This window comes from Polaromonas sp. A23 (genome assembly GCF_002001015.1).
GTDB lineage: Bacteria > Pseudomonadota > Gammaproteobacteria > Burkholderiales > Burkholderiaceae_C > Polaromonas.
This window is the reverse complement of the sequence record NZ_MUNO01000022.1, coordinates 150,311-171,427: the sequence shown is the minus strand read 5'-3', so window position 1 is coordinate 171,427 and position 21,117 is coordinate 150,311. Positions and strand designations below refer to the sequence as shown.

Here is a 21,117-nt window from a genome sequence, read left to right as displayed (position 1 = left end):
GTGGCATGATGCCGCCATGCATGACTCCCAAGTTCAACACACCCTGCCTGGTATTCCGGAACCGTTGCTGAACCCGGCTGACCGCGGCCGTCCGGATCCTGCTGGATGGCTGAGCACATCACGCTGGATAGCGGAGGGGCTGCGCGCTGCATTTTTCCTGCCTGTCCGCGTAGCGGGAAAAACGCCAACGCCGTTGCAGGTGTTGGCCATTGCGGTTCTGGTCGCTGCAACGGAAGTTGCGTTGATGCGGCTGGAAGTTGCAGGTCCTGCGGTCTTTAACCTGCAGGCCTGGTTGTCGACGTGGTGGACCACCGGGTTGGGAATCGGTCTGGCGTGGTGGACCTTTCCCGCACTGATAGTTGTGTCCACCCCTGAAGCGGGTGAATCGATTCCCGATGATCAACCGCCTCGCGGTGTGGCCGCCTTTTTTACGCTGTGGCTGGCGGCGGCGCTGCCCAATGTGCTGGTGGCCCAGGGTGTGGTCGCTGCGATTGCCCATGGCTGGATCAAGGCGACTGTGTTTTCCGCACCTTGGGTTTACTGGGCTTTCTATCTGGTGGTGACAGTTTGGGCGCTTGGTGTGAGCCTTTTCCTCATCGTGCGTTTCGCCGGATGGACCTGGCGGACTGCAGTATTCGCGCTGGTCTTGCTGGCAACCACAGGCCTGACTGCCTGGCAATTCGAGGCTCGCACCTGGGAAAAGGACTACGCCAGCCAGGCTGGCGCGGAAGACAGCCGGCCCCGCCTGAGCCTGAGCCAGGAAACCATGGAAGGGCAGCAGGCGCTGTGGCAGCGCACGGTTGCCGGCATAGCCCCGCAGCGCCCCGGAGTGACCGACGTGTATGGCCTGGTGTTTGCGCCGTATGCGGCGGAAGACGTTTTTCTGCGCGAGAGCACCCTGGTCAACCAGGTGCTGACAGATCGGTTTGATGCCGCCGGCCGCGTGGTTCATTTGTTGAATCACGCTGGCACTGTTCAAACCCACCCTTGGGCAACCCCCTTGAACCTGCAGCGCGCCATCGAGGCGTTGGCCCGGCACATGGACAAGGACAACGATGTGCTGGTGGTCTACCTGACCTCGCACGGTGCCCGTGACTTCAAGCTCGCGGCCTCGCACTGGCCGCTGGACGTGGCGCCCCTGAGCCCGGTCGAGCTGCGCGAAGCCCTGGACAAGGCTGGCATCCGAAACCGCGTGATTGCCGTCTCGGCCTGCTACTCGGGTGGCTGGATCGATGCACTGGCCGGCGATGACACCCTGGTCATGACGGCGGCGGACGCCACCCACACGTCCTACGGTTGCGGCCAGTTGTCTGAGCTGACTTTTTTCGGCCGCGCCATGTTTGACGAGCAACTGAAAAGCACCCATTCCTTCGAGCAGGCTTTTGCCAGTGCCGTTCCGGTGATCAAGCAGCGTGAGATTGATGCCGGCAAGGCGGATGGGTTCTCCAATCCGCAGATCAGAGTGGGCGCCAACATCGGCCCGGTCCTGCGTGAACTTGAACAGCGGCTGGGCCGCTGACCCGGCTAATGCCGGCGTAATTCATCGCAGTTACCGTCAAGTGATGAATGCTTCACTTCGCCGCCTCTCGGTCGCTGCCTGTGCGCTGGTTCTGGCCGGTTGTACCACCTCCAATGCGTTCCAGAACATCGACAACCCCGAGCTTAAGATTTCGCAAAGCCCGATCAAAATCTGGTGGCGCTTTCTCACTGTGGGCAAAGAAGGCACCGTGCCGGTCGACCCGGTGCCGGTGCGCTCGCTTGACCGCGCCACGCTCGATGCGCTGGACGTCAATGCCAACCATGTAGTCCGGCTGGGCCACTCGTCCCATCTGCTCAAGCTGCACGGCAAATACTGGCTGATCGACCCGGTGTTCAGCCAGCGTGCGTCGCCGGTGCAATGGGCGGGGCCGAAACGTTTTCACCCTTCGCCGATCGCTCTGAGTGAGGTGCCGCCCATCGAGGGCCTGATCCTCTCGCACGACCACTATGACCATCTGGACCGCGCCACCATCGAAACCCTGGCGTTGAAGGTGAACCGCTACTTCGTCCCTACCGGGGTTGGCGCGCGGCTGCAGGATATGAAAGTGCCGGCCGAACGCATTCAGGAGTTCGGCTGGTGGCAGTCCGGCACGCATGCCGGCGTGCAACTGACGGCCACCCCCTCGCAGCATTTTTCCGGGCGCACCCTGACCGACCGTAATTCCACCCTGTGGGCCTCCTGGGTGATCGACAGCGGCGAGCAACGGATTTTCTTCAGCGGTGACTCCGGGTATTTCCCCGGCTTCCAGCAGATCGGCGAACGTTTTCCGCGCATCGACCTGGCCTTGATGGAAAACGGTGCTTACGACAAGGACTGGCCCACGGTGCACATGACGCCTGAAGAAAGCATTCGCGCCTTCCAGGACCTCAAAGCCAAAACCCTCTACAGCGTCCACAACAGCACCTTTGACCTGGCTTTTCACCCGTGGCGTGAGCCGATGGACCGGCTGGCCGATCTGGCGGTCAAACAGGGCATCGACCTGGCAACCCCCGTGATTGGTGAGGTGCTGACTATCGGGAAACCACGTTCCAATGAGTTGTGGTGGAGCAAGCTGCGCTGATGAAGCCGCGCGGCGCCTGACCACTGAGGCAAAACCCGTCCGTCCCTGAAGGGTGTGCGCTTTGCGTTATCGTCACTGAATGAACACACTTTTTCTCCAGCTGGGCTGGCGCACGCTGCTGCGTGATCTGCGTGCAGGTGAACTGCGCCTGCTGATTGTTGCCGTCACGCTGGCGGTGGCGGCCCTGACGGCCGTCGGGTTTTTTGCAGACCGGCTCAAGGGTGGGCTGCAGCGCGACGCCAGGCAACTGCTGGGCGGTGACGCCGTTCTCCGCAGCGACGGTATGACGCCCGAAGTTTTTATCACCAAGGCGCGCAGCCTGGGGCTGCAGGCCATTTCCACCGTGACTTTTCCGACCATGGGCCGCGCGCTGGAAGCCGACGGCGGCGCCAGCAAACTCGTGGCTTTCAAGGCCGTGCCCGATGGCTACCCGCTGCGTGGCACCATGACGGTAGGCGACAGCGTCGAAGGCGGCGGCGCGGCCACGCGGGAGATCCCGGCGCCCGGAACGGCCTGGGCCGACGCATCGCTGCTTGATGCGCTGGGCCTCAAGGTGGGGCAGACCCTGTTGATGGGAGATGCAAGCTTCAAGCTGACGCGCGTGATCATTCAGGAGCCCGACCGCGGCGCGGGCTTCATTAATTTTTCACCGCGCGTGATGGTCAACAGCGCCGACCTCGCCGCGACCAACCTGATTCAGCCCGCCAGCCGCACCAACTACCGATTTGCCGTGGCTGGCAGCGACGCGGCGGTGAAAGCCTATGTGCAGTGGGCCAGCCAGGAGATCAAGAAGACCGAGCTGCGCGGCGTGCGGCTCGAGTCGCTGGAAAGCGGCAGCCCCGAAATGCGGCAGACGCTGGACCGTGCCGAAAAATTCCTCAACCTCGTGGCGCTGCTGGCAGCCCTGCTCAGCGCCGTGGCTGTGGCCATCGTGGCGCGCGGTTTTGCCGCCAAGCATTTGGATGACTGCGCCATGTTGCGCGTGCTGGGTCAGCCGCAGCGCACGATTGCGCTGGCCTACACCTTCGAGTTTGTGCTGGCCGGCATGGGGGCCAGCGCGCTGGGCGTCGCCATTGGTTATGCGGTGCATTACGGCTTTGTGCTGCTGCTCGCCGGACTGGTGGAAACCGCGCTGCCTGCCGCCACCTTCTGGCCGGTGCTGTTTGGCATGGGCATGGGGCTGACTTTGCTGCTGGCCTTCGGCTTACCGCCGGTGCTGCAACTGGCCCAGGTGCCGCCGCTGCGCGTGATCCGCCGCGATGTCGGCAACCTGCGGCCCGCCTCGCTCGCGGTGTTGCTGGTGGGTGTGCTGGGTTTTGCGGCTTTGCTGGTAGCGGCCAGCAGCGACCTTCAGCTCGGCCTGATTGCGGTGGGTGGTTTTGCCGGTGCGGTGGCGGTGTTTGCCGTGGCCAGCTTTGCGGCCGTCAAGCTGTTGCGCGTGAGCGTTAACGAAGCCACGGCACCGCGCTGGCTGGTGCTGGCCACGCGCCAGCTCTCAGCCCGGCCGGCTTACGCCGTGGTGCAGGTCAGCGCGCTGGCGGTCGGCCTGCTGGCCTTGATGCTGCTGGTGTTGCTGCGTACCGATTTGATCAGCAGCTGGCGTGGCGCCACGCCGCCCGATGCGCCAAACCGGTTTGTCATCAACGTGCAGCCGGAGCAGGGCGATGCTTTCCAGCAGGCCCTGCGCGACGGCGGCGTGACCAAGTTCGACTGGTACCCCATGATTCGCGGCCGCCTGGTGGCCGTCAACGGCAAGGCCGTTGCGCCCGATGACTACGTGGACGACCGTGCCAAGCGACTGGTGGACCGCGAATTCAACCTGTCCCATGCGGCGCAGCAGCCTTCGCACAACCAGGTTGTCGCCGGCCGCTGGACACCCGACGAGGCAGGCGCCATCAGCGTGGAAGATGGGCTGGCCGGCACCCTCGGCCTCAAGCTTGGCGACAGCCTGCGTTTTGACATCGGCGGCCAGCTCAGCGAAGCCAAAATCACCAGCCTGCGCAAGGTGGACTGGGGTTCGATGCGCGTCAACTTCTTTGTGATGTACCCGGTGGCCACCATGACCGATGTGCCGGTGTCGTACATCAGTGCTTTCCGTGCGCCTGAGCGCAAGGCCGCAGTCAATGGCGAGAGGCCACGCAGCTTCGACAACGAGCTGGTCAAGGCCTTCCCCAACATCACCAATGTCGACATGAGCAGCACCATCGCTCAGGTACAGCGCGTGCTGGACCAGGTGATACGCGCCGTCGAGTACTTGTTTGGCTTCACGCTGGCGGCCGGGCTGGTGGTGCTGTTTGCTGCCATCACCGCCACGCGCGAAGAGCGCGCGAAAGAATTTGCCATCATGCGTGCTGTCGGCGCGCGTGCTTCGCTGCTGCGCCAGGTGCAGCGCGCCGAACTCGCCGGCGTCGGCCTGCTGGCCGGCTTCCTGGCCTCCATCGTTGCGCTGGCCGTCGGCTGGGCCCTGGCCAAATTTGTCTTCAACTTCAGCTGGACCGGCTCCTGGACCGTGCCGCTGCTGGGCAGCCTGGCCGGCGCAGCGCTGGCACTGGCTGCGGGTTGGTGGGGCTTGCGCTCGGTGCTCAACACACCGGTGGTCGAAACCCTGCGCAAGGCCCAATGAACATGCAGATCGAAGAAAAACCACCGGGCACACCGCCGTTCGACACGCCCTTTGCCTGGATAGGCGGCGAGGAGCGCGTGAAGGCACTCGTTGAACGCTTCTACGACCTGATGGACCTGGAGCCCGGCTATGCAGCGCTGCGTGCGGCGCACGGCAGCCATCTGGTCAAGGCGCGGCAGCACCTGTTCTGGTTCCTGTGCGGCTGGCTGGGCGGGCCGCAGCATTACACCGAGCGTTTCGGCCACCCGAAACTGCGCATGCGGCACATGCCTTTCGTCATCGGCATCCTCGAGCGCGACCAGTGGCTGGCCTGCATGGACCAGGCCATGGGTGAAACAGGTGTTGACGAAGCCTTGCGCGAACGCCTGCGGGTTTCTTTTTTCCAGACGGCCGACTGGATGCGCAATTCGCCAGCCTAGATTTTGTCGCGGTTATGCTATTTATTTGATAGCTATTCGCGCCCGCCCGCTGTGGGCTTTTGGCACATTTTCTTTATAGAATTCGCGACAACGTGACTGTCAGACCGGATTCAGGCGGATTTCATGCATGAAACAGGCTCGAACCCCTTATCGCACGGGTATAAGCAGCTACTGAATTGATAGCGGGTCGCGCGTTTCAGCTCTGCGCCAGCAGCACCACCAGCGCGCCCGCACCACCTTCGGCCGGCCGTGCCTGCACAAAGGCGATCACCTCGGCTTTCTGGATCAGCCAGCTTTGCACCCGGCCCTTGAGCACCGGCGTCTTGCCCGGCGAACCCAGGCCCTTGCCGTGCACCACCCGCACGCAGCGGATGCCGGCCTTGTGCGCTTCACGAATGAAGGCCGAGAGCGCGTCCCGCGCGTCTTCGCGGCGCAGGCCGTGCAAGTCGAGCTGGCGCTGAATGCTCCAGCCGCCACGGCGCAGCTTGCGCACCACGTCCGGCCCCATGCCGGGCCGGCGAAAACTCAGCGCCTCGTCGGTGTCCAGCAGGCTTTCCACGTCAAACCCGTCAGAGATCGCTTCGCGCATCACCGCCAGCTCGTCGCGCTGCTGTTGCACCGGGATGGGCGCGGCTTGCGTTGCCGGCAGTGAGGCCTTGTGGCCGGGCAGATGTTTGGCGGGCAGCGCTTTGACCGGGCCGACGGCGCGCGAGAAAAGTTCTTTCTCTGCCTTGGCTTTGGCGGCGGCTGCAACGCGCGCGGCTTCTTGCTCTTTTTCCAGCCGAGCGCGGATTTCGATGTCCTGCTTGACGGCCTTGAGGTCCTTGAGGCTTTTCAGGGCGGGCGCTTTCATGGCGCTTACTTTATCTTAGTGCTTCCGTACTCACCGATGTAGATAAACCACGCTCCGCATGATTAAGACCGCGACTTGCGGGTGGCTACAGTACGATCCCGGGCTTGGCGGTTCGAACGTCCACATATCATCCAGACCCGCTCGGTCAAGTCTGGATTAAGAATTCAGGGAGAGAAAATGAAGCGGTCTACGGTCGTGCTTTGCGCAATCCTCTTGTTCAGCATGAGTGCATTTGGCGTTCAATATGTGCAGAACCTGCGGGAGGAGGCTGCCGCGAATGAGGCGAGGATGCAGCAGGAAGCGGCCGCGGCGGCCGCCCGCGCAGCAGCAGCCGCCGCGCAGGCAGCGCAGGCAGCCCGGATCGCTTTGCTGCCGCCTTTTGAAGACCGTGCCATGGTCCACTTCGTGCCGCGCCCCTATCCGCGCCCGGTTTCGGAGTGGCAGCGCAACGAAAAAGCCTTCTACGAAAAAACGCTGCTGAACGGAAAGTTTGACGTGCTGGTGGTGCCGTACCAAGTGTGGGGCTGGGCTGTTGACAGGGCGACGCGGTCCCTCATGACGGCGGAGCTGGCGATGGGCATGGCCCAATCGCAGAAGGTCAAAATCCCGGACCCCTATCTGGTGGCCAAAGCACTGGGGGAGGGGCAGCGCCAACTCAAACAGGAAGATGTCTATAAATTGGCGGACGCCTTGGGCGTCAAGCGCATTGTCTGGGGCTATGCGGGGCACGACCGCAAGGGAAAAATGTCGGTTGCCGTATTGACCCAGGACTACACGGGCACCGCGCGCGACGGTGCGCGCTGGCCCGGCCCGGTCGTCACTAAAAAGTTCGAAGGCATTTCACTGGACGACGACATTCCGGCTGTTCAGGCCTACGAGTCCCTGCTGCCGGAAATTCTCAAGGCGGTGGGCGCCGATGCCGCGTCACCCGTCTTCGCGCAAACACAAAGCAAGCTGGAGATGGCGGCGCTGCCGCAGTCTCCCCTCGGCCTGATGGCATCGACAGGCAATCCGGCGCAGGACGCGTATGTATTCCTGCTGTACAGCGCACTGACCCCGGCAAACACCGAGCGGGCGAAAGAGATGTTTGCCGAGAAGGCGCTTCTGGCGCTCTTGAGCCTGTCACCCGCATCGCCTGAATACCGCGCCCTTCGTGCGCGGGCCTACATGGCCCTGGGTTTGCGTATGGCGGCCATCAAACAGCTGGGCGCGCCGCAGACGGATGAAGAGCGGGGGCTGCTCGCCGCCCTGAATGGAAATTTGCCTGAAGTACGCGCGATGGCCGCGCGCGAAAAGAACCCCTTGAAGAAACTGATCCAGAAGCTGGACGAAAACAGGATTGCCGCGGCTTATGGCGTGATCACGGCCAAAAAATCAATGGCGGACGTGGCGGCGCTCAAGCTGCCGGGAGAGATATGGCCGTTTGTGGTGACCCGGGCTTTTGTGGATTGGGACGTCTGGGTGCAATACGACAATGCCTCGCTGAAAATGCTGCTGGACTATGAGTTGCCCGTCAAGGGTCACTCACTGGAAGACATGGTGCGCGGGTCTTCGGCCCTGGGCGACCCTGCCAAGATTCAGGCCATCGCCAATCTTTCAGTGCTTCACCACGGCCGCCACTTCATCGATGCCAATGTGGCCAGGTTGTGCTGCGAGTTCATGGTCAATCAACCCGGGCCGCTTGATTACCTGGCGCTGCTGCAGGAGACCGGTAACGACAACCTGATGCGTTACATCAATTTCCTGTCCTACGTCCAGGGCACCCCGGCCAAGGCCATCGTCTTTGCCAACAGCATTGACGCAAGCTACAAAGGCTATCCTTATTACGCGATGGAGCGCTCAAAGGTGGAGGCCCGGCTTGCAGTCAGCGGTGGCGGGTCGGAAAAAGCCGCACTGGACAAGGCCTACCGTGAGAACGCATTCAATGCGTACTACTGGGAGCAGGGGCAGTCCCTGGTCGCCAACAGGGCGCAGGAGCAGTTCCACGCGGACGGCAAACCGTACTACGGGTATCACGACAATCTTTACTACACCGACATTCCCTACCGGCCCTACTACTGGACCTGGGCGGACGGCGGCAATCCGGATACCAACGTGAGCAACGACGAGGCCGCCTTCAGGAACGCGACCACCGAGATCCAAACTCTGGCGCAGCTTGCCTATCACTACGGTCTCTATCCCCACAAGGGGCAGGTGAGCGAGCTCATGAAGTCCATCGCAGGGCGCTTCACCGGCTCGCCCCGGCGCAATGAGTTGCTCGTTGTGGAAGCCCTTGAGCGCGGGGACGGCGCGTCGGCGCAAGCCTTGCTTCGCGAGAACATCAAACTTTCGCCCGCTTACTGGGCGTCTTACGACGCTTTGGGAAAGTTGTTGATCGAGTCCGGTGATGTCAACGCGGCCGCCAGGGTGTTCCATGCCTACGAGGGCTTCAAAAAGGGCTCTGAGGAAAGCCGGGTGGGTATCGCAAACAACGCCTACGAAGCGGGGTCGTACTTTTACTGGACAGGTCATTTTGACCTGGCCGTGCCCCTCTACAAAATTGCGGCCTCCCAGCGCACAGGGGCTGCCGGAGAGATGACAGCCGATGTGCGCCTGAAACTTCTGGCCGGCGATCTCAATGCCGCCATGGCGGGCACATTGACGCGCGCCCAGCGCTACAACCAGTCCTATGCGTACAGGGACTATCTGGGCATGCTCCATGCGAGCGGCCATTCCAAAGAGGCCTGGGAAGGCTTCAAGGTGCTGGTGAAAGAAACCAAAGAGCCGCAAATCTGGGAATCGGCGCTCGTCGGGCACCACATCGCCGGGCTGTCAGAGGCTGAGATGGTGGCGTGGGCGCAGCAAAGCGAGTTCAAGGGCATGGGCCAAGCCAATAATGCCGCTGCCATCTACCTGGTGCGATTTACCACCACCGACCGGATCCCTTCCGCCGGTTTGGCCACGGTGATCGATGCGATGGACCAGCAGTGGTGGAAGGTGCCCCAACTTCCTTCGGTGATTCCCAGCGACAGCGCGATACTGAACAATGCCCCCGAAAAACGCCGAGTGAAGTCCGTTCACGCTTATTTTGTAGGAGCCTACAGGGCGATCAAGCTCAAGGAATTTGCGGCGGCAAAATCGATATTCGATGAAGCTGCAACCATCTACGATTTTTCGGGCCGATCCGCCTATTCACCTTATTCACCCTATTTCCCCTATTTGCCTTACTACGCCTATGCAGCTGCCAAGGTTGGTGACGCATCCGGTGTCGAGAAAATTCTGGGTAACTTCAAGAAGCTGGACCAGCGCTTTGATTATTTTCTGGCGAAGGCGGTTCTCGCCGGTGCGGCAGGCAAAAAAGACGAAGCCCTGCAATTGCTTCAGCGCGCCCTGCACAGCAGGCCGCACACGGACAAAAGAGCCATGCTGACGCAATACACCTTTGGAGAGATCGCCGGCCTGGTCGCCGAAATGACCGGCAGCAGCAAGATCACGGCGCTGGCACTGGATTGGGCCAGGAAGAGCCAGAAGTTCGAGCCGTGGCAATCCTGGCCCTATGCGCTGGAAGCCAAACTGATCAAGAACCCGGCAGAGCGCAAGCAGGCCGTGGCGATGACCTTCTATCTTGATCCCAAGTCGGAAAGCCTGTCGGCGTTTGACAAGGCCGAGATCGAAGCCGCCGTGAAAGCATTTGGAAAATCCAATCCGCTTCTTGAACTCACGCCGCAAGTCGTCAAAAAGGGCGCGATCTAGAGAGCGGCTTCACGCCATCAGAGCAAGCCCATCTCAGCCATGGAAACCGCCTGCGCACGGGTCACTATGAAGTGGTCCAGCACGCGAACATCCACCAGCGCCAGCGCGGCCTTGAGTGTCTGCGTCAACGCCTCGTCGGCCCGCGACGGCCGGGGCTCGCCGCTGGGGTGGTTGTGTGCCAGCACCACGCTGCCGGCGTGCAGCGCCAGCGCGCGCACCACCACCTCGCGTGGGTAGACGCTGGTTTGCGTCAGCGTGCCGCGAAACAGCTCTTCCAGCGCAATCAGCCGGTGCTGGCTGTCCAGAAACAGAACCGCAAATATTTCATGCGGGCGGCTGCCCAGCTGCAATTGCAGATAGTCGCGCACCGCTTGCGGGGTGTCGAAAAGCGGCTTGTCCTGCAGTTCCTGCGCCAGCGCACGGCGCGCCAGCTCCAGCACCGCCACCAGTTCGGCCCGCTTGGCCGGCCCCAGGCCCTTGATGCTTTCCAGCGCCTTGTGCCCGGTGTGCAGCAGCCCGGCCACACCGCCAAAAGTGTCCACCAACTCCTGCCCCATCTGCAGCGCGTTTTTGCCCGGAATGCCACTGCGCAGCAGCAGCGCCAGCAATTCAGCGTCGCTGAGCGCGCCGGGGCCACGGGCCAGCAGTTTTTCGCGGGGGCGGGCGTCCTCGGGCAGGTCTTTGAGAATCATGGTGATTTTTGTTGGTTGACAGGCGGGACGACGCGGGGGTGGCAGGGCGCTAGCAGGGGTAAACCGGGGAGGGTTTTTCTGCCTGGGCCGCACTTTCTACAATAGGGGCAGTTTACAAACAGTTGGCGGCCTGTCTGGCCGGCCCCGAAAGTCTTATGTCCACCGTGGAAACACCCGCCCCAACGCTCGTCCAGCCAGGTTCTTTTTTGACCCTGCATTACCGCATGGCGGGTCCGGACGGCGCCGACATCATCAACACCTTTGGCGGCAAGCCGGCCACCCTGAGCCTGGGCACCGGCGAGTTGTCGCCCGCCATTGAGCAGCGCCTGCTAGGCCTGCCGGAAGGCACACGCACCAGCTTCGAGCTGGCCGCCGGTGAGGCCTTTGGCGAGCGCAACCCCGAGTTGCTGCAGTGGGTTGCGCGCAAGTTGCTCAACGAACTGGGCGACCCGAACGAAACATACAAGGTGGGCGACGTGGTGCAGTTCCCGACGCCTGACGGCATGGGCCAGTACGCCGGTGCGGTGCAGCAGGTCAAGGAAGCGGGTGATGCGGTGCAGTTTGACTTCAACCATCCATTGGCGGGCCAGCCGGTGGTGTTTGAGGTTCACGTGATTGGCGTCTTATGACTGGTAAGGCCACCCCTCAGGAAATCATCCTTGCCGAGCCGCGCGGCTTTTGCGCCGGTGTTGACCGCGCGATTGAAATCGTCGAGCGCGCCATCGGCAAGTTCGGCGCGCCCATCTACGTGCGCCATGAAATCGTGCACAACACCTATGTGGTCAACGAGCTCAAGGAAAAGGGCGCCATCTTCATTGAAGACCTTGACGACGTGCCGCCGGGCGCCACGCTGGTGTTCAGCGCTCACGGCGTCAGCAAGGCGACCGAGCGCGAGGCCGAGCGGCGCGGTTTCCGCATTTTTGACGCCACCTGCCCGCTGGTGACCAAGGTGCATGTGGAAGTGGCCAAGCTGAACAAGGAAGGCTACGAGTTCATCATGATCGGCCACAAGGGCCACCCCGAGGTCGAAGGCACCATGGGCCAGCTCGACAGCGGCATTCACCTGGTGGAAGACGTGGAAGACGTGGCGCGCATCCAGCCCGCGCAAACAGAAAAGCTGGCGGTGGTGACGCAGACCACACTCAGCGTGGATGACGCCGCCGAGATCAGCGCCGCCGTGAAGGCGCGTTTTCCGCAAGTGCGCGAGCCCAAGCAGCAGGACATCTGCTACGCCACGCAGAACCGCCAGGACGCCGTCAAGATCATGAGCCCGCAGGTCGACATCCTGATCGTGGTTGGCAGCCCGACCAGCTCCAACAGCAACCGCCTGCGTGAGTTGGCGGCCAAGCTCGGCACCGAGGCCTACATGGTGGATGACGCGACCGAGCTCAAGCCCGAATGGTTTGAAGGCAAAAGCCGCGTCGGCCTGACCGCCGGTGCTTCTGCCCCTGAAATTTTGGTCAAGCAGGTGATCGACCGCATCAAGGCGCTGGGCGCCGTGTCGGTGCGCAAGATGACGGGCATCGAAGAAACCATCAAGTTCCCGCTGCCCAAAGGTCTGAAGATGCACGGCACCGCGTTGGACGCCATCGACAGCGATCTGCACGCCGAGCCCTGATCCGATGACGATGCGCTATCAAATCGAGAGCTGTCAGCGTACGTTCCAAAAGGGCTACGGCCACTTTATTCATCAAACCCCGTTGTGGAAACTGCCCGGCAAGGCGCTGGGTGTGGACTGTGCCGAAGTTTGGCTCAAGCTTGAACACCTGCAGACCGGCGGCAGCTTCAAGGCGCGCGGCATGCTGAACCGCCTGCTCTCCAACACCATTCCAGCCAGCGGCGTGATTGTGGCGTCGGGCGGCAATGCCGGCATTGCCACCGCAGCTGCGGCGCGTGAGTTGGGTGTGCGCTGCGAAGTGTTTGTACCCGAGGTGTCCAGCCTCGCCAAGCGCGCCAAACTCGTCGCGCTGGGTGCCGAGCTGGTCGTCACCGGCGCGGCTTACTCAGATGCATTGCAGGCCTGCCTGGCGCGCCAGCAGCAAACCGGTGCGTTGCTGACCCACGCTTACGACCAGCCCGAAGTGGTGGCCGGCGCCGGCACCCTGGCGCTGGAGATCGAGCAGCAGGTCGGCTTGCCCGACGCGGTGTTGGTCAGTGTGGGGGGCGGCGGGCTGATTGCCGGCATTGCCAACTGGTTCGAACAGCGCTCGCGCGTGGTCGCGCTGGAGCCCGCATTGGCGCCTACGCTGTTCAATGCTCGCGAAGCCGGCCAGCCGGTGGATGTCGCCGTCAGTGGCATCGCCGCCGATTCACTTGGTGCCAAACGTATTGGCAACCTGGGCTGGGCGGCCACCCAGGCGCATGTGCGTGACGCGCTGCTGCTCAGCGACGAAGCCATCCGCAGCGCGCAACTGTGGCTGTGGAAAGAACTCAAACTGGCCGTAGAGCCTGCCGCCGCCCTGCCGCTGGCGGCTTTGCACAGCGGCGCCTATGTGCCGCGTGCCGACGAAAAAGTCTGCCTCATCATCTGCGGCGCCAACCTTGACCCGGCCACGCTGAATACCTAGTGGCTTTGGCTGCACAAAATACAATCACCCCATGCTAGACATCACTCTCCTTCGTAAAGACCTGCCTTCGGCCATCGCCCGCCTTGAAACGCGCAAGAGCCCGCAAGCCTTCCTTAACGTGGAAGCTTTCCAGGCGCTGGAAGCCGAACGCAAGGCCCTGCAGATCAAGACAGAAGAACTGCAGAACCAGCGCAACACCCTGTCCAAACAAATCGGCCAGCTCAAGTCCAAGGGTGAAGACGCCAGCGCCGTGATGGCCCAGGTGACGAACTCCAAGGTGGAACTCGAGGCCTCCAGCTTCCGGCTCGACCAGATCCAGGGCGAGATGCAGGCCCTGCTGCTGGCCGTACCCAACCTGCCGCACGAAAGCGTGCCGCAGGGCAAGGGCGAGGAAGGCAATGTCGAGGTGCGCAAATGGACGCCGGTCGAAGGCCTGGGCGGCGAGCCGCCGGCCTTTGCCTTCGAGGTGAAAGACCATGTCGACCTGGGCCAGCCGCTGGGGCTGGACTTTGAACTGGGCACCAAACTCACGGGTTCGCGCTTTACCGTCATGAAGGGCCAACTGGCCCGCCTGCACCGCGCGCTGTCGCAGTTCATGCTGGATGTGCAGACGGCCGAACACGGCTACACCGAGTGCTACACGCCCTACATCGTCAACGCCGACTCGCTGCGGGGCACCGGCCAGCTGCCCAAGTTTGAAGAAGACCTGTTTGCCGCCAAAAAAGGCGGGCAGGAAGGCGAGGCTGAGAACGCCGCGCTGTACCTGATTCCCACCTCCGAAGTGCCGCTGACCAACTTCGTGCGCGACGAAATCGTGCCCGAAGCCCAGCTGCCACTCAAGTTCACGGCGCACACGCCATGCTTCCGCTCAGAGGCCGGCAGCTACGGCCGCGACACCCGCGGCATGATCCGCCAGCACCAGTTCGACAAGGTAGAAATGGTGCAGATCGTGCACCCCGACCACAGCTACGACGCGCTGGAGGCGATGACAGGCCATGCCGAAGCCATTCTGCAAAAGCTGGGCTTGCCCTACCGCGTCATGCTGCTGTGTACCGGCGACATGGGTTTCGGCGCCACCAAGACCTATGACCTGGAAGTCTGGCTACCGGGCCAGAGCGCCTATCGCGAAATCAGCTCCGTCTCCAATTGCGAAGCCTTCCAGGCCCGCCGCCTGCAGGCCCGCTTCAAGAACGCCCAGGGCAAAAACGAATTTGTGCACACCCTCAATGGCTCCGGCCTGGCGGTGGGGCGTACGCTGGTGGCGGTGCTGGAGAATTACCAGCAGGCCGACGGTTCCGTCATCGTGCCCGAGGTGCTGCGGCCTTACATGCGCGGTGTTGTGGTGCTTGCCGCACCTGCCAAGTAAGCCCTCGGCAGCCTGCTAGAATTGCGGCTCGAGACACTGGAGAGGTGGCAGAGTGGCCGAATGTACCTGACTCGAAATCAGGCGTACCGCAAGGTACCGTGGGTTCGAATCCCACCCTCTCCGCCAAACAGGCTTGAGTCTTCCCACGAAGTTACCCAAGCCCCTGGAAGCCCCGCAAGCCGGGGCTTTTTTGTTTTCGGTGGTCAGATTTCGACGGAATTCAACAGTTTGAACTTCTTTACACCCATGCGGACTGAAGGAACATGAATAATTCGTTCGTCATCTTTTTCCACTTTTCGTGTGCCGCTTGTCAGCAACATATCGCAAATTCAAAACGTCTCGATAAATTGGATTGATTTCCCATCTCAGACCATCGTCAATATTCGTTCTCAATTTCAGAAGCCCGGGTTGCTCTCTGTAGTAAACGTGGTCGTAGCCTCGCCCTTCGCCGAAATCACGGCGACCCGAAATAAAACCAATTTGGAATAAGAAGTGAGCGACGTCAAGGTCTGATGGTTTTCCAACGCTTCCAGAGAGCATTGGATTAACGGCCTGAATAATTCGGTTATGAATTGTTTTCAACAATTCATCAGTGGAATAAAGATCAGGTTGTCGTGAAAACGCTCCGATCAGTTCGCTAATTTGAGGACACTGCGAGCGAAATTCTGCCTCAGTATCTTCAATCCGTTTTCGTCCAAAAACAGCGAACTGATTTTTAATATCGTCCAAATTAATCTTTTTTGCCCCCCGCTTTTCCGCAGCCTTGCCGGCTTCCTTGCAAAGCTCTACGAGCCAGCGGGGTCGGTGACTTGTCATTGTCCACAGTACCGTATGAGCATCCTTCGTACGCACATCGCCACCCCAAGGCATCGGAGAGTCGAAGACCATTGAGATGAGGGCCAGTTCAGCGTCAGTTTTTTCAAAAGGGAGACTGGCCTTTATGAGTTGCCATTGCCCTGTCCTAACCAAATAGGAAGACACACGAGCTGCCAGAAGGGTTCTAAATTGACTTTCACTCCAGGATAAGTCCTGCATGTACTGTTCAAGGTGAGACAGGGACTCAAATTCGCGCTTGATAATTGCCCAAACATTCGGGCGAATTGCTGTGCGAATTCGAAGTTCTGGAATAACTTTCACGATTTGTCGGCAGGCAGTAAAAAAGGAAGCCAACTTCACGCGCCAGCGATCTGTATTTGCAAAATTCTGGTCGATGTCATCTATCACTATCCAGATCAAAGGACGACCACTTAGGTACCGTGCGACCAATTTTTCATAGCTCGCCACAGGAAGGCGCGCTCGCTCTATGGGCACTTGGCTAGACTTGAGACGATCAACGATTGCTGAGACAAAGGAGCGATGCTTAAACCCGTTGGCTTCTGCCTCTTCAACTAGCGAAATAGCGTCATCTCGGAATGCAATGCCTAAACGAGAACCAATTTCGTTTGCGACAAGTTTGAGCAGACTTTTTTTCCATTCTCTCGTCCATAGATCGGAATCGAGGCTATCAACAACAGGAGAATGATCGGGTCCAATAGCAGCGATTACAAGCTCTTCCTCATTCTGAGGGGTGAGCTTTTTCTCGGCCAACCGCAGCAGGGCAGATTTTCCCTCTCCCTTGTAGGCGCGTACAACTTGAACAGGCCACTGATCATCGAGGAAATTGGTTAGCTCTGGCCGTTGAATGGCGTAGGAAAAAAACAGTTCCTTCTGCTCAAGATCTGCCGCATCGTTGCCGAACAAGTGGATGTCACTGAGCTTGATTCGTATCTGCGGTACGGGTCTATTTGTCGCCATTAATACTCCCTACTTCTGAATGCGTTGTTTACATTCTGCCTTGAGGAAGTTTTTACGGGAAGTGGATATTACCCAACCTCGCATCCTCTCTCGCTGTCGCACAAAGTCGGTATTGGCAGGAGAGTCGGCAAGGGCTTCAATGCGCTTCAGTAGCCGCTGTGCTTGTGCTAGACCCCTTTTGCTTCCGGATGTTTGCCTTGAGGTTAGGTGGAGCGGCCACGCCTAAGGCCAAGGCCGATACCGCATTTCGTTGGTCAACGGCTCCGTCACGCGCCGATAGGAATTCTTCCACGCCCGGCTCGTTGCGAAACGGTGGTAAACACGTTCATCGGCTTACGTTTGCACTGCCGATCGCCTTAAGCGCAACGCAAGAGCATATAGGTGCTTGGCCTGCGGTCCCATTGCTTTTAAGGGTGAGGCGGGAATCTGGAACGATGACTCCCTTTTTTTGAAACCCTGCGCAAGTCACATTGCACGCCTTCAAAGCGGGATCATCCTCGCGCGTCGCCTCGGTGTACGCCCAAAATACCAAGGTAGTCAGCGGAATAGCAATAAATACGACAACCATTCTCAAGCGAAACGTCCACCGCTGGTTCTTCCGAATCCGCTCCTGATCTGCGGGGATGCGTGGATCTAGAAACCATCGAGCTATTCCGGACCGTTTTTTCTTCATTGTTGTGCCCGCGCGTGCCTGAAAAACATGAGTCAAATATAGCCTCTAGGTAGCCGTAAGGAACCTCGGGCGTCGTACCAGCCATCGATTACAAGGCTTTTTTGTGGGTAGGTACAAAGTAGTTTTGCAGACCGAAACTTGCACCGGGTCTGCCGGCCATCTTCTTGCACCATCGCCATACTTCAATGTGAACCTTTCGTTTTACATGGGTTGATGCGGGTTGGCAGCGCTTAATCGCCCGCTAAACTTCAGCGATGAATTCCGCCGCCTTGCCTTCGTCTGACGCCAGCCGGCACATGGCGATTGACGCCGTAGCCCGGGACGACTGGGTGGAGGCCAAGCTGATGCGCAGCTTCATGCGCAGTGGCTTGCCGGGGCTGCGTTCCGTGGCGATGGTGATTCCGATCATTTTTGTTGTGCTTTACGGCGATGTCAACGAGGTGGCCCTGTTCTGCTGGACGCTGGCAGCGGTGGCAACCACGCTCTGGCGTTACCGCGTGATCAAGCTCTATCACCGCCGCTACGCGGGCTTGAGCGGCGTGGATCTGCGTGCCTTCCTTTCGCGCTACAGCTGGACCTGGACCCTGAGTGCGGTGGTCTGGGGGTCGTCCATGCTCCTGTACTTTCGCAAGGCGCCGGTTTATGACCAGTTCATCTGCCTGATCGTGCTTGCAGGCATGGCCGGCTTTGCCGTGGGGGCGTTCTCGGCCTCGCTGCGCTGTTTTATCGGCTACATCAATGGCCTGGCCTACAGCGTGCTGGCCGCGGTTTCCTACAGCGCGATTTTTGAGCCACCGTTTCCGGGCACCTTGACCACGTACGGCCTGTTTGCGCTGGTGCTTATTTACTGGAGCGCCATACGCCTGGCCGGAAAGCGCTTCCACCGGGGACAACGCGTGACGCTGGAGTTGCAGTTTGCCAATGCCGCCCTGATTGCTTCGCTGACTGAAAAAACGCGCACGGCGATGGAGGCTGTGCAGATCAAGAACCGGTTTATTGCAAGTGCCGCCCATGATTTGCGGCAGCCGGTGCACGCACTGAGCCTGTACGCCGACTGGCTGCAGGCCGAGCCCGAGCTGGTTGCGCAGATTGCCCCTAAAATCGTGCGTTCCACTCAAGCGGTCAATGAACTGTTCAATTCGCTGTTTGATCTGGCCAAGCTCGACTCCGGTGTGATCCAGGTGAACTGGCAGCGCATTGATTTGCCCTCACTGATCGCCGAACTGGAGCTGCAGCACGCGCCTGTGGCGATTGAGAAGGGGCTGGAGCTACGCACCCGCGTGTTGCCGGCGGAAGTGCTTTCAGACCCGGTGCTGCTCAAGCGCCTGGTGGGCAATCTGCTGTCAAATGCCATTCGTCATACCGAGCAGGGCGGTGTTTTGCTGGCGGTACGCCGCCGCAAACAGGGCTGGTGCGTGGAAGTGTGGGATACCGGTGTGGGCATAGCCCCCGAGCACCAGGAGGCCATATTTCAGGAGTTCTATCGGGTGGCCAAACACAATGGGACCGAAGAAGGTTTCGGGTTGGGCCTGTCGATTGTTTCTCGCTTGGGTGAGGCCTTGAACCATCCCGTTCGGGTGCACTCCCGCGTGGGGCAGGGCACCGTGTTCCGGGTGGAGCTGCCCGTTTATGACGACAAGGCAGACTTGCGCGGGGGCAGCGAGAGCGGCTTCTAACAGAAGCCCGGCTCGTTGACTTTAAAGCAGGCCTTGCGTGCGGGCCAGGTGGCTGGCCTGCGAGCGGCTTTTCACATTGAGCCTGCGGAACAGACGCCAGAGGTGAACCTTGACGGTATGTTCGCTGATCTGAAGTTCAGTGGCGATGTCGCGGTTGCTCATGCCCTTGTCCAGCATCACCAGCAGTTGCTTCTGACGCTTGGACAGTTTTTCGGGTTCGGTGCTGGCTTCCGGGTCGGCGCTGTCGTCGACTACAAAACTTCTCAGTACTTTGGAGATCTCGGTGGCGCCGACTGATTTTTCTATGTAGACGTCGGCACCGGCTTCCAGCGACAGCTCCTGATAGTCCTGCGCCGGGGCGGCAGACAGTACCACGATGGGCACCTCGGGAAACTGTTGGCGAAGCTCTCGCACACCGGAGACACCATGGGTGTCGGGCAGTTTGAGGTCCAGGCAAATGAAGTCGGGAATGCCATGTTGTTCAACCGCCGGACCGATGGCCGCGAGGCGGTCAAGTTCGGTCACTGTAGCTTTGGTATGCAGGCGACGAATAAGAAGGACCACAGCTTCTCGCATAAGTGGGTGGTCATCTATGACAAAAATACGCATGGGCGTCCGAAGTGTTAAATACTGTCAGTTAGTGGTGCTAAAAGTAAGCATACCCGGTGTGTGTCAAGTTGGCGAGCTAACTAAAAATATTCATTTCGGAATTAATGCACGTTTTTTGAAAACGCATTCTTTTTTAGTACGAGTCTTTGTTCTTAAAAGCCTTGATAGAGACGTTGAAGACGTTTTTAGTCTACCTTTTTTGCTTCTGCGAGCTGTTGCAAGGCGGTTGTCACCGATGCCTCACTTACGCCGGAAACCGCTTGCAGCTTGCTTTTCAGGCTTGCCAGTGCATCGGCGTCACCGGCATGTAGTAATCCAATAGTTTGCGCCGCTTCCCTAGGGGAGTCAAAGCCGTGGCTTTGCAGCAACAGTTGGCCCTTGGCATCGAGTAGCTTGAAATGAAATTTGCCGTCGGTCTCGCGGTATTGCTTGAAGACGGGCAAAGATGCTTTGGCGGTTTTCCCCGCAGAGCCAGAAACCGCCTGAACACCAAGATTTCGCAGGCCCACGGCGTGACGCAGTTCGCGCATGAAAGGCATGGCCATTGCGCGCGCTTTTTCCGCACCCACGCGCAAGGTGTTTTCTATTTTTGCCGGGTCTTTCATCAAAGCTTGGTAATGCGCGCGCATGGGTGCAATTTCCCGATCAATCCGTTCAAACAGGATCTGCTTGGCATCGCCCCAGCCAATGCCGTCCTGATAAGCCTTGCGCAGGGTTGCGGTTTCCGCTTCGCTCGCGAACGCCTGATAAATCTGGAACACGGCCGAGCCTTCGGTTTCCTTGGGTTCGCCCGGCGCGCGTGAGTCGGTCACGATGCCTGAGATGAGTTTTTGCAATTGGTCCCGCGACGAGAACAATGGAATGGTGTTGTCGTAGCTCTTGCTCATCTTGCGACCGTCGGTGCCCGGCAGCAGCGCGACGGATTCTTCAATCAGCGCCTGCGGCAACACAAAATGCTCGCCGTAGAGGTGGTTGAAACGTTGCGCCATGTCGCGCGCCATCTCGATGTGCTGGATCTGGTCGCGCCCGACCGGCACCTGGTGCGCCTTGAACATCAGGATGTCGGCGCCCATGAGCACCGGGTACATGAACAGGCCCGCACTGACATCGCCATCCGGGTCGTTGCCGGCGGCGGTGTTTTTGTCGACTGCCGCTTTGTAAGCGTGAGCGCGGTTGAGCACACCCTTGGCCGTTACGCAGGTCAGCAGCCAGGTGAGTTCGGGAATTTCTGGAATGTCGGACTGGCGGTAAAAGGTGACGCGCTCCGGGTCCAGCCCGGCGGCCAGCCAGCTGGCGGCAATCTCCAGCGTGGAGCGCTGGATGCGCGCCGGCTCATCGCATTTGATGAGGGCGTGGTAGTCGGCCAGGAAGTAAAAGCTTTCCGCGCCCGCGCCGGTACTCGCCGCCACGGATGGGCGGATGGAGCCAACATAGTTGCCCAGGTGCGGCGTGCCGGTGGTGGTGATGCCGGTGAGGAAGCGTTGGGGAAGGGCAGTTTGTTTGTTTGTCATGT

Annotated in this window: 15 protein-coding genes and 1 tRNA gene; 11 read left to right on the top strand and 5 right to left on the bottom strand. The window is 60.3% G+C overall.

Features of this window, described 5'->3' with window-relative positions; genetic code table 11:
* Window positions 1-16: 16 nt before the first annotated feature.
* The 4 genes from B0B52_RS12125 (at window position 17) to B0B52_RS12110 (ending at window position 5,642) form a co-directional block, all read left to right on the top strand.
* Window positions 17-1,519 (top strand): C13 family peptidase, encoded by a 1,503-nt coding sequence (locus B0B52_RS12125; protein WP_077593897.1) that lies wholly within the window; start codon window positions 17-19, stop codon window positions 1,517-1,519.
* 43 nt (window positions 1,520-1,562) lie between these two features.
* Window positions 1,563-2,600 (top strand): MBL fold metallo-hydrolase, encoded by a 1,038-nt coding sequence (locus B0B52_RS12120; protein WP_077594092.1) that lies wholly within the window; start codon window positions 1,563-1,565, stop codon window positions 2,598-2,600.
* A gap of 79 nt (window positions 2,601-2,679) precedes the next feature.
* Window positions 2,680-5,223 (top strand): ABC transporter permease, encoded by a 2,544-nt coding sequence (locus B0B52_RS12115; protein WP_077593896.1) that lies wholly within the window; start codon window positions 2,680-2,682, stop codon window positions 5,221-5,223.
* Window positions 5,224-5,225: 2 nt separating this feature from the next.
* Window positions 5,226-5,642 (top strand): group II truncated hemoglobin, encoded by a 417-nt coding sequence (locus B0B52_RS12110; protein ID WP_077594091.1) that lies wholly within the window; start codon window positions 5,226-5,228, stop codon window positions 5,640-5,642.
* 196 nt (window positions 5,643-5,838) lie between these two features.
* On the opposite strand, the gene B0B52_RS12105 is transcribed toward B0B52_RS12110, so the two are convergent.
* Entirely contained in the window at window positions 5,839-6,495 is a 657-nt protein-coding gene (locus B0B52_RS12105) for a Smr/MutS family protein (RefSeq protein WP_077593895.1), read from the bottom strand.
* Window positions 6,496-6,717: 222 nt separating this feature from the next.
* Between B0B52_RS12105 and B0B52_RS12100 the strand changes: the two genes are divergently transcribed.
* A complete protein-coding gene (locus tag B0B52_RS12100; protein WP_168173543.1) occupies window positions 6,718-10,227 on the top strand; it encodes a M48 family metallopeptidase in 3,510 nt (1,169 codons plus the stop codon).
* 17 nt (window positions 10,228-10,244) lie between these two features.
* On the opposite strand, the gene radC is transcribed toward B0B52_RS12100, so the two are convergent.
* On the bottom strand, window positions 10,245-10,919 hold the full coding sequence (radC, locus tag B0B52_RS12095) for a DNA repair protein RadC (RefSeq protein WP_077593893.1): 675 nt from the start codon (window positions 10,917-10,919) through the stop codon (window positions 10,245-10,247).
* Window positions 10,920-11,074: 155 nt separating this feature from the next.
* Between radC and B0B52_RS12090 the strand changes: the two genes are divergently transcribed.
* The 5 genes from B0B52_RS12090 to B0B52_RS12070 all read left to right on the top strand — a co-directional run bounded on the left by B0B52_RS12090 (window position 11,075) and on the right by B0B52_RS12070 (window position 14,978).
* Window positions 11,075-11,548, top strand: coding sequence for a peptidylprolyl isomerase (locus B0B52_RS12090; RefSeq protein ID WP_077593892.1), 474 nt, complete (start codon window positions 11,075-11,077; stop codon window positions 11,546-11,548).
* Window positions 11,545-12,537 carry a 4-hydroxy-3-methylbut-2-enyl diphosphate reductase gene (gene ispH / locus B0B52_RS12085; protein ID WP_077593891.1) on the top strand — a complete coding sequence of 331 codons (993 nt, stop codon included), beginning with the start codon at window positions 11,545-11,547 and terminating at the stop codon, window positions 12,535-12,537. The genes B0B52_RS12090 and ispH overlap by 4 nt, the downstream gene beginning before the upstream one ends.
* Window positions 12,538-12,541: 4 nt before the next feature.
* Window positions 12,542-13,486, top strand: a complete 945-nt coding sequence (locus B0B52_RS12080; RefSeq protein ID WP_077593890.1) for a threonine/serine dehydratase — start codon at window positions 12,542-12,544, stop codon at window positions 13,484-13,486.
* 31 nt (window positions 13,487-13,517) lie between these two features.
* The gene (serS, locus tag B0B52_RS12075; RefSeq protein WP_077593889.1) at window positions 13,518-14,852 is read left to right on the top strand and encodes a serine--tRNA ligase; all 1,335 of its coding nucleotides are present in this window, start codon (window positions 13,518-13,520) and stop codon (window positions 14,850-14,852) included.
* 38 nt (window positions 14,853-14,890) lie between these two features.
* Window positions 14,891-14,978: transfer RNA gene (locus B0B52_RS12070), tRNA-Ser, on the top strand.
* A 153-nt stretch (window positions 14,979-15,131) separates the two neighbouring features.
* Here B0B52_RS12070 and B0B52_RS12065 read toward each other — a convergent pair.
* The gene (locus tag B0B52_RS12065; RefSeq protein WP_077593888.1) at window positions 15,132-16,646 is read right to left on the bottom strand and encodes a P-loop ATPase, Sll1717 family; all 1,515 of its coding nucleotides are present in this window, start codon (window positions 16,644-16,646) and stop codon (window positions 15,132-15,134) included.
* A gap of 927 nt (window positions 16,647-17,573) precedes the next feature.
* Between B0B52_RS12065 and B0B52_RS12060 the strand changes: the two genes are divergently transcribed.
* On the top strand, window positions 17,574-18,995 hold the full coding sequence (locus B0B52_RS12060) for a HAMP domain-containing sensor histidine kinase (protein WP_077593887.1): 1,422 nt from the start codon (window positions 17,574-17,576) through the stop codon (window positions 18,993-18,995).
* Between the two features lie 21 nt (window positions 18,996-19,016).
* Here B0B52_RS12060 and B0B52_RS12055 read toward each other — a convergent pair whose 3' ends face one another.
* Both B0B52_RS12055 and B0B52_RS12050 read right to left on the bottom strand, forming a co-directional pair.
* Window positions 19,017-19,604: a response regulator transcription factor gene (locus B0B52_RS12055; RefSeq protein WP_077593886.1), complete on the bottom strand. Its 588-nt coding sequence runs from the start codon at window positions 19,602-19,604 to the stop codon at window positions 19,017-19,019.
* Between the two features lie 185 nt (window positions 19,605-19,789).
* Window positions 19,790-21,115, bottom strand: coding sequence for a tryptophan--tRNA ligase (locus B0B52_RS12050; protein ID WP_077594090.1), 1,326 nt, complete (start codon window positions 21,113-21,115; stop codon window positions 19,790-19,792).
* Between the last annotated feature and the right edge of the window lie 2 nt (window positions 21,116-21,117).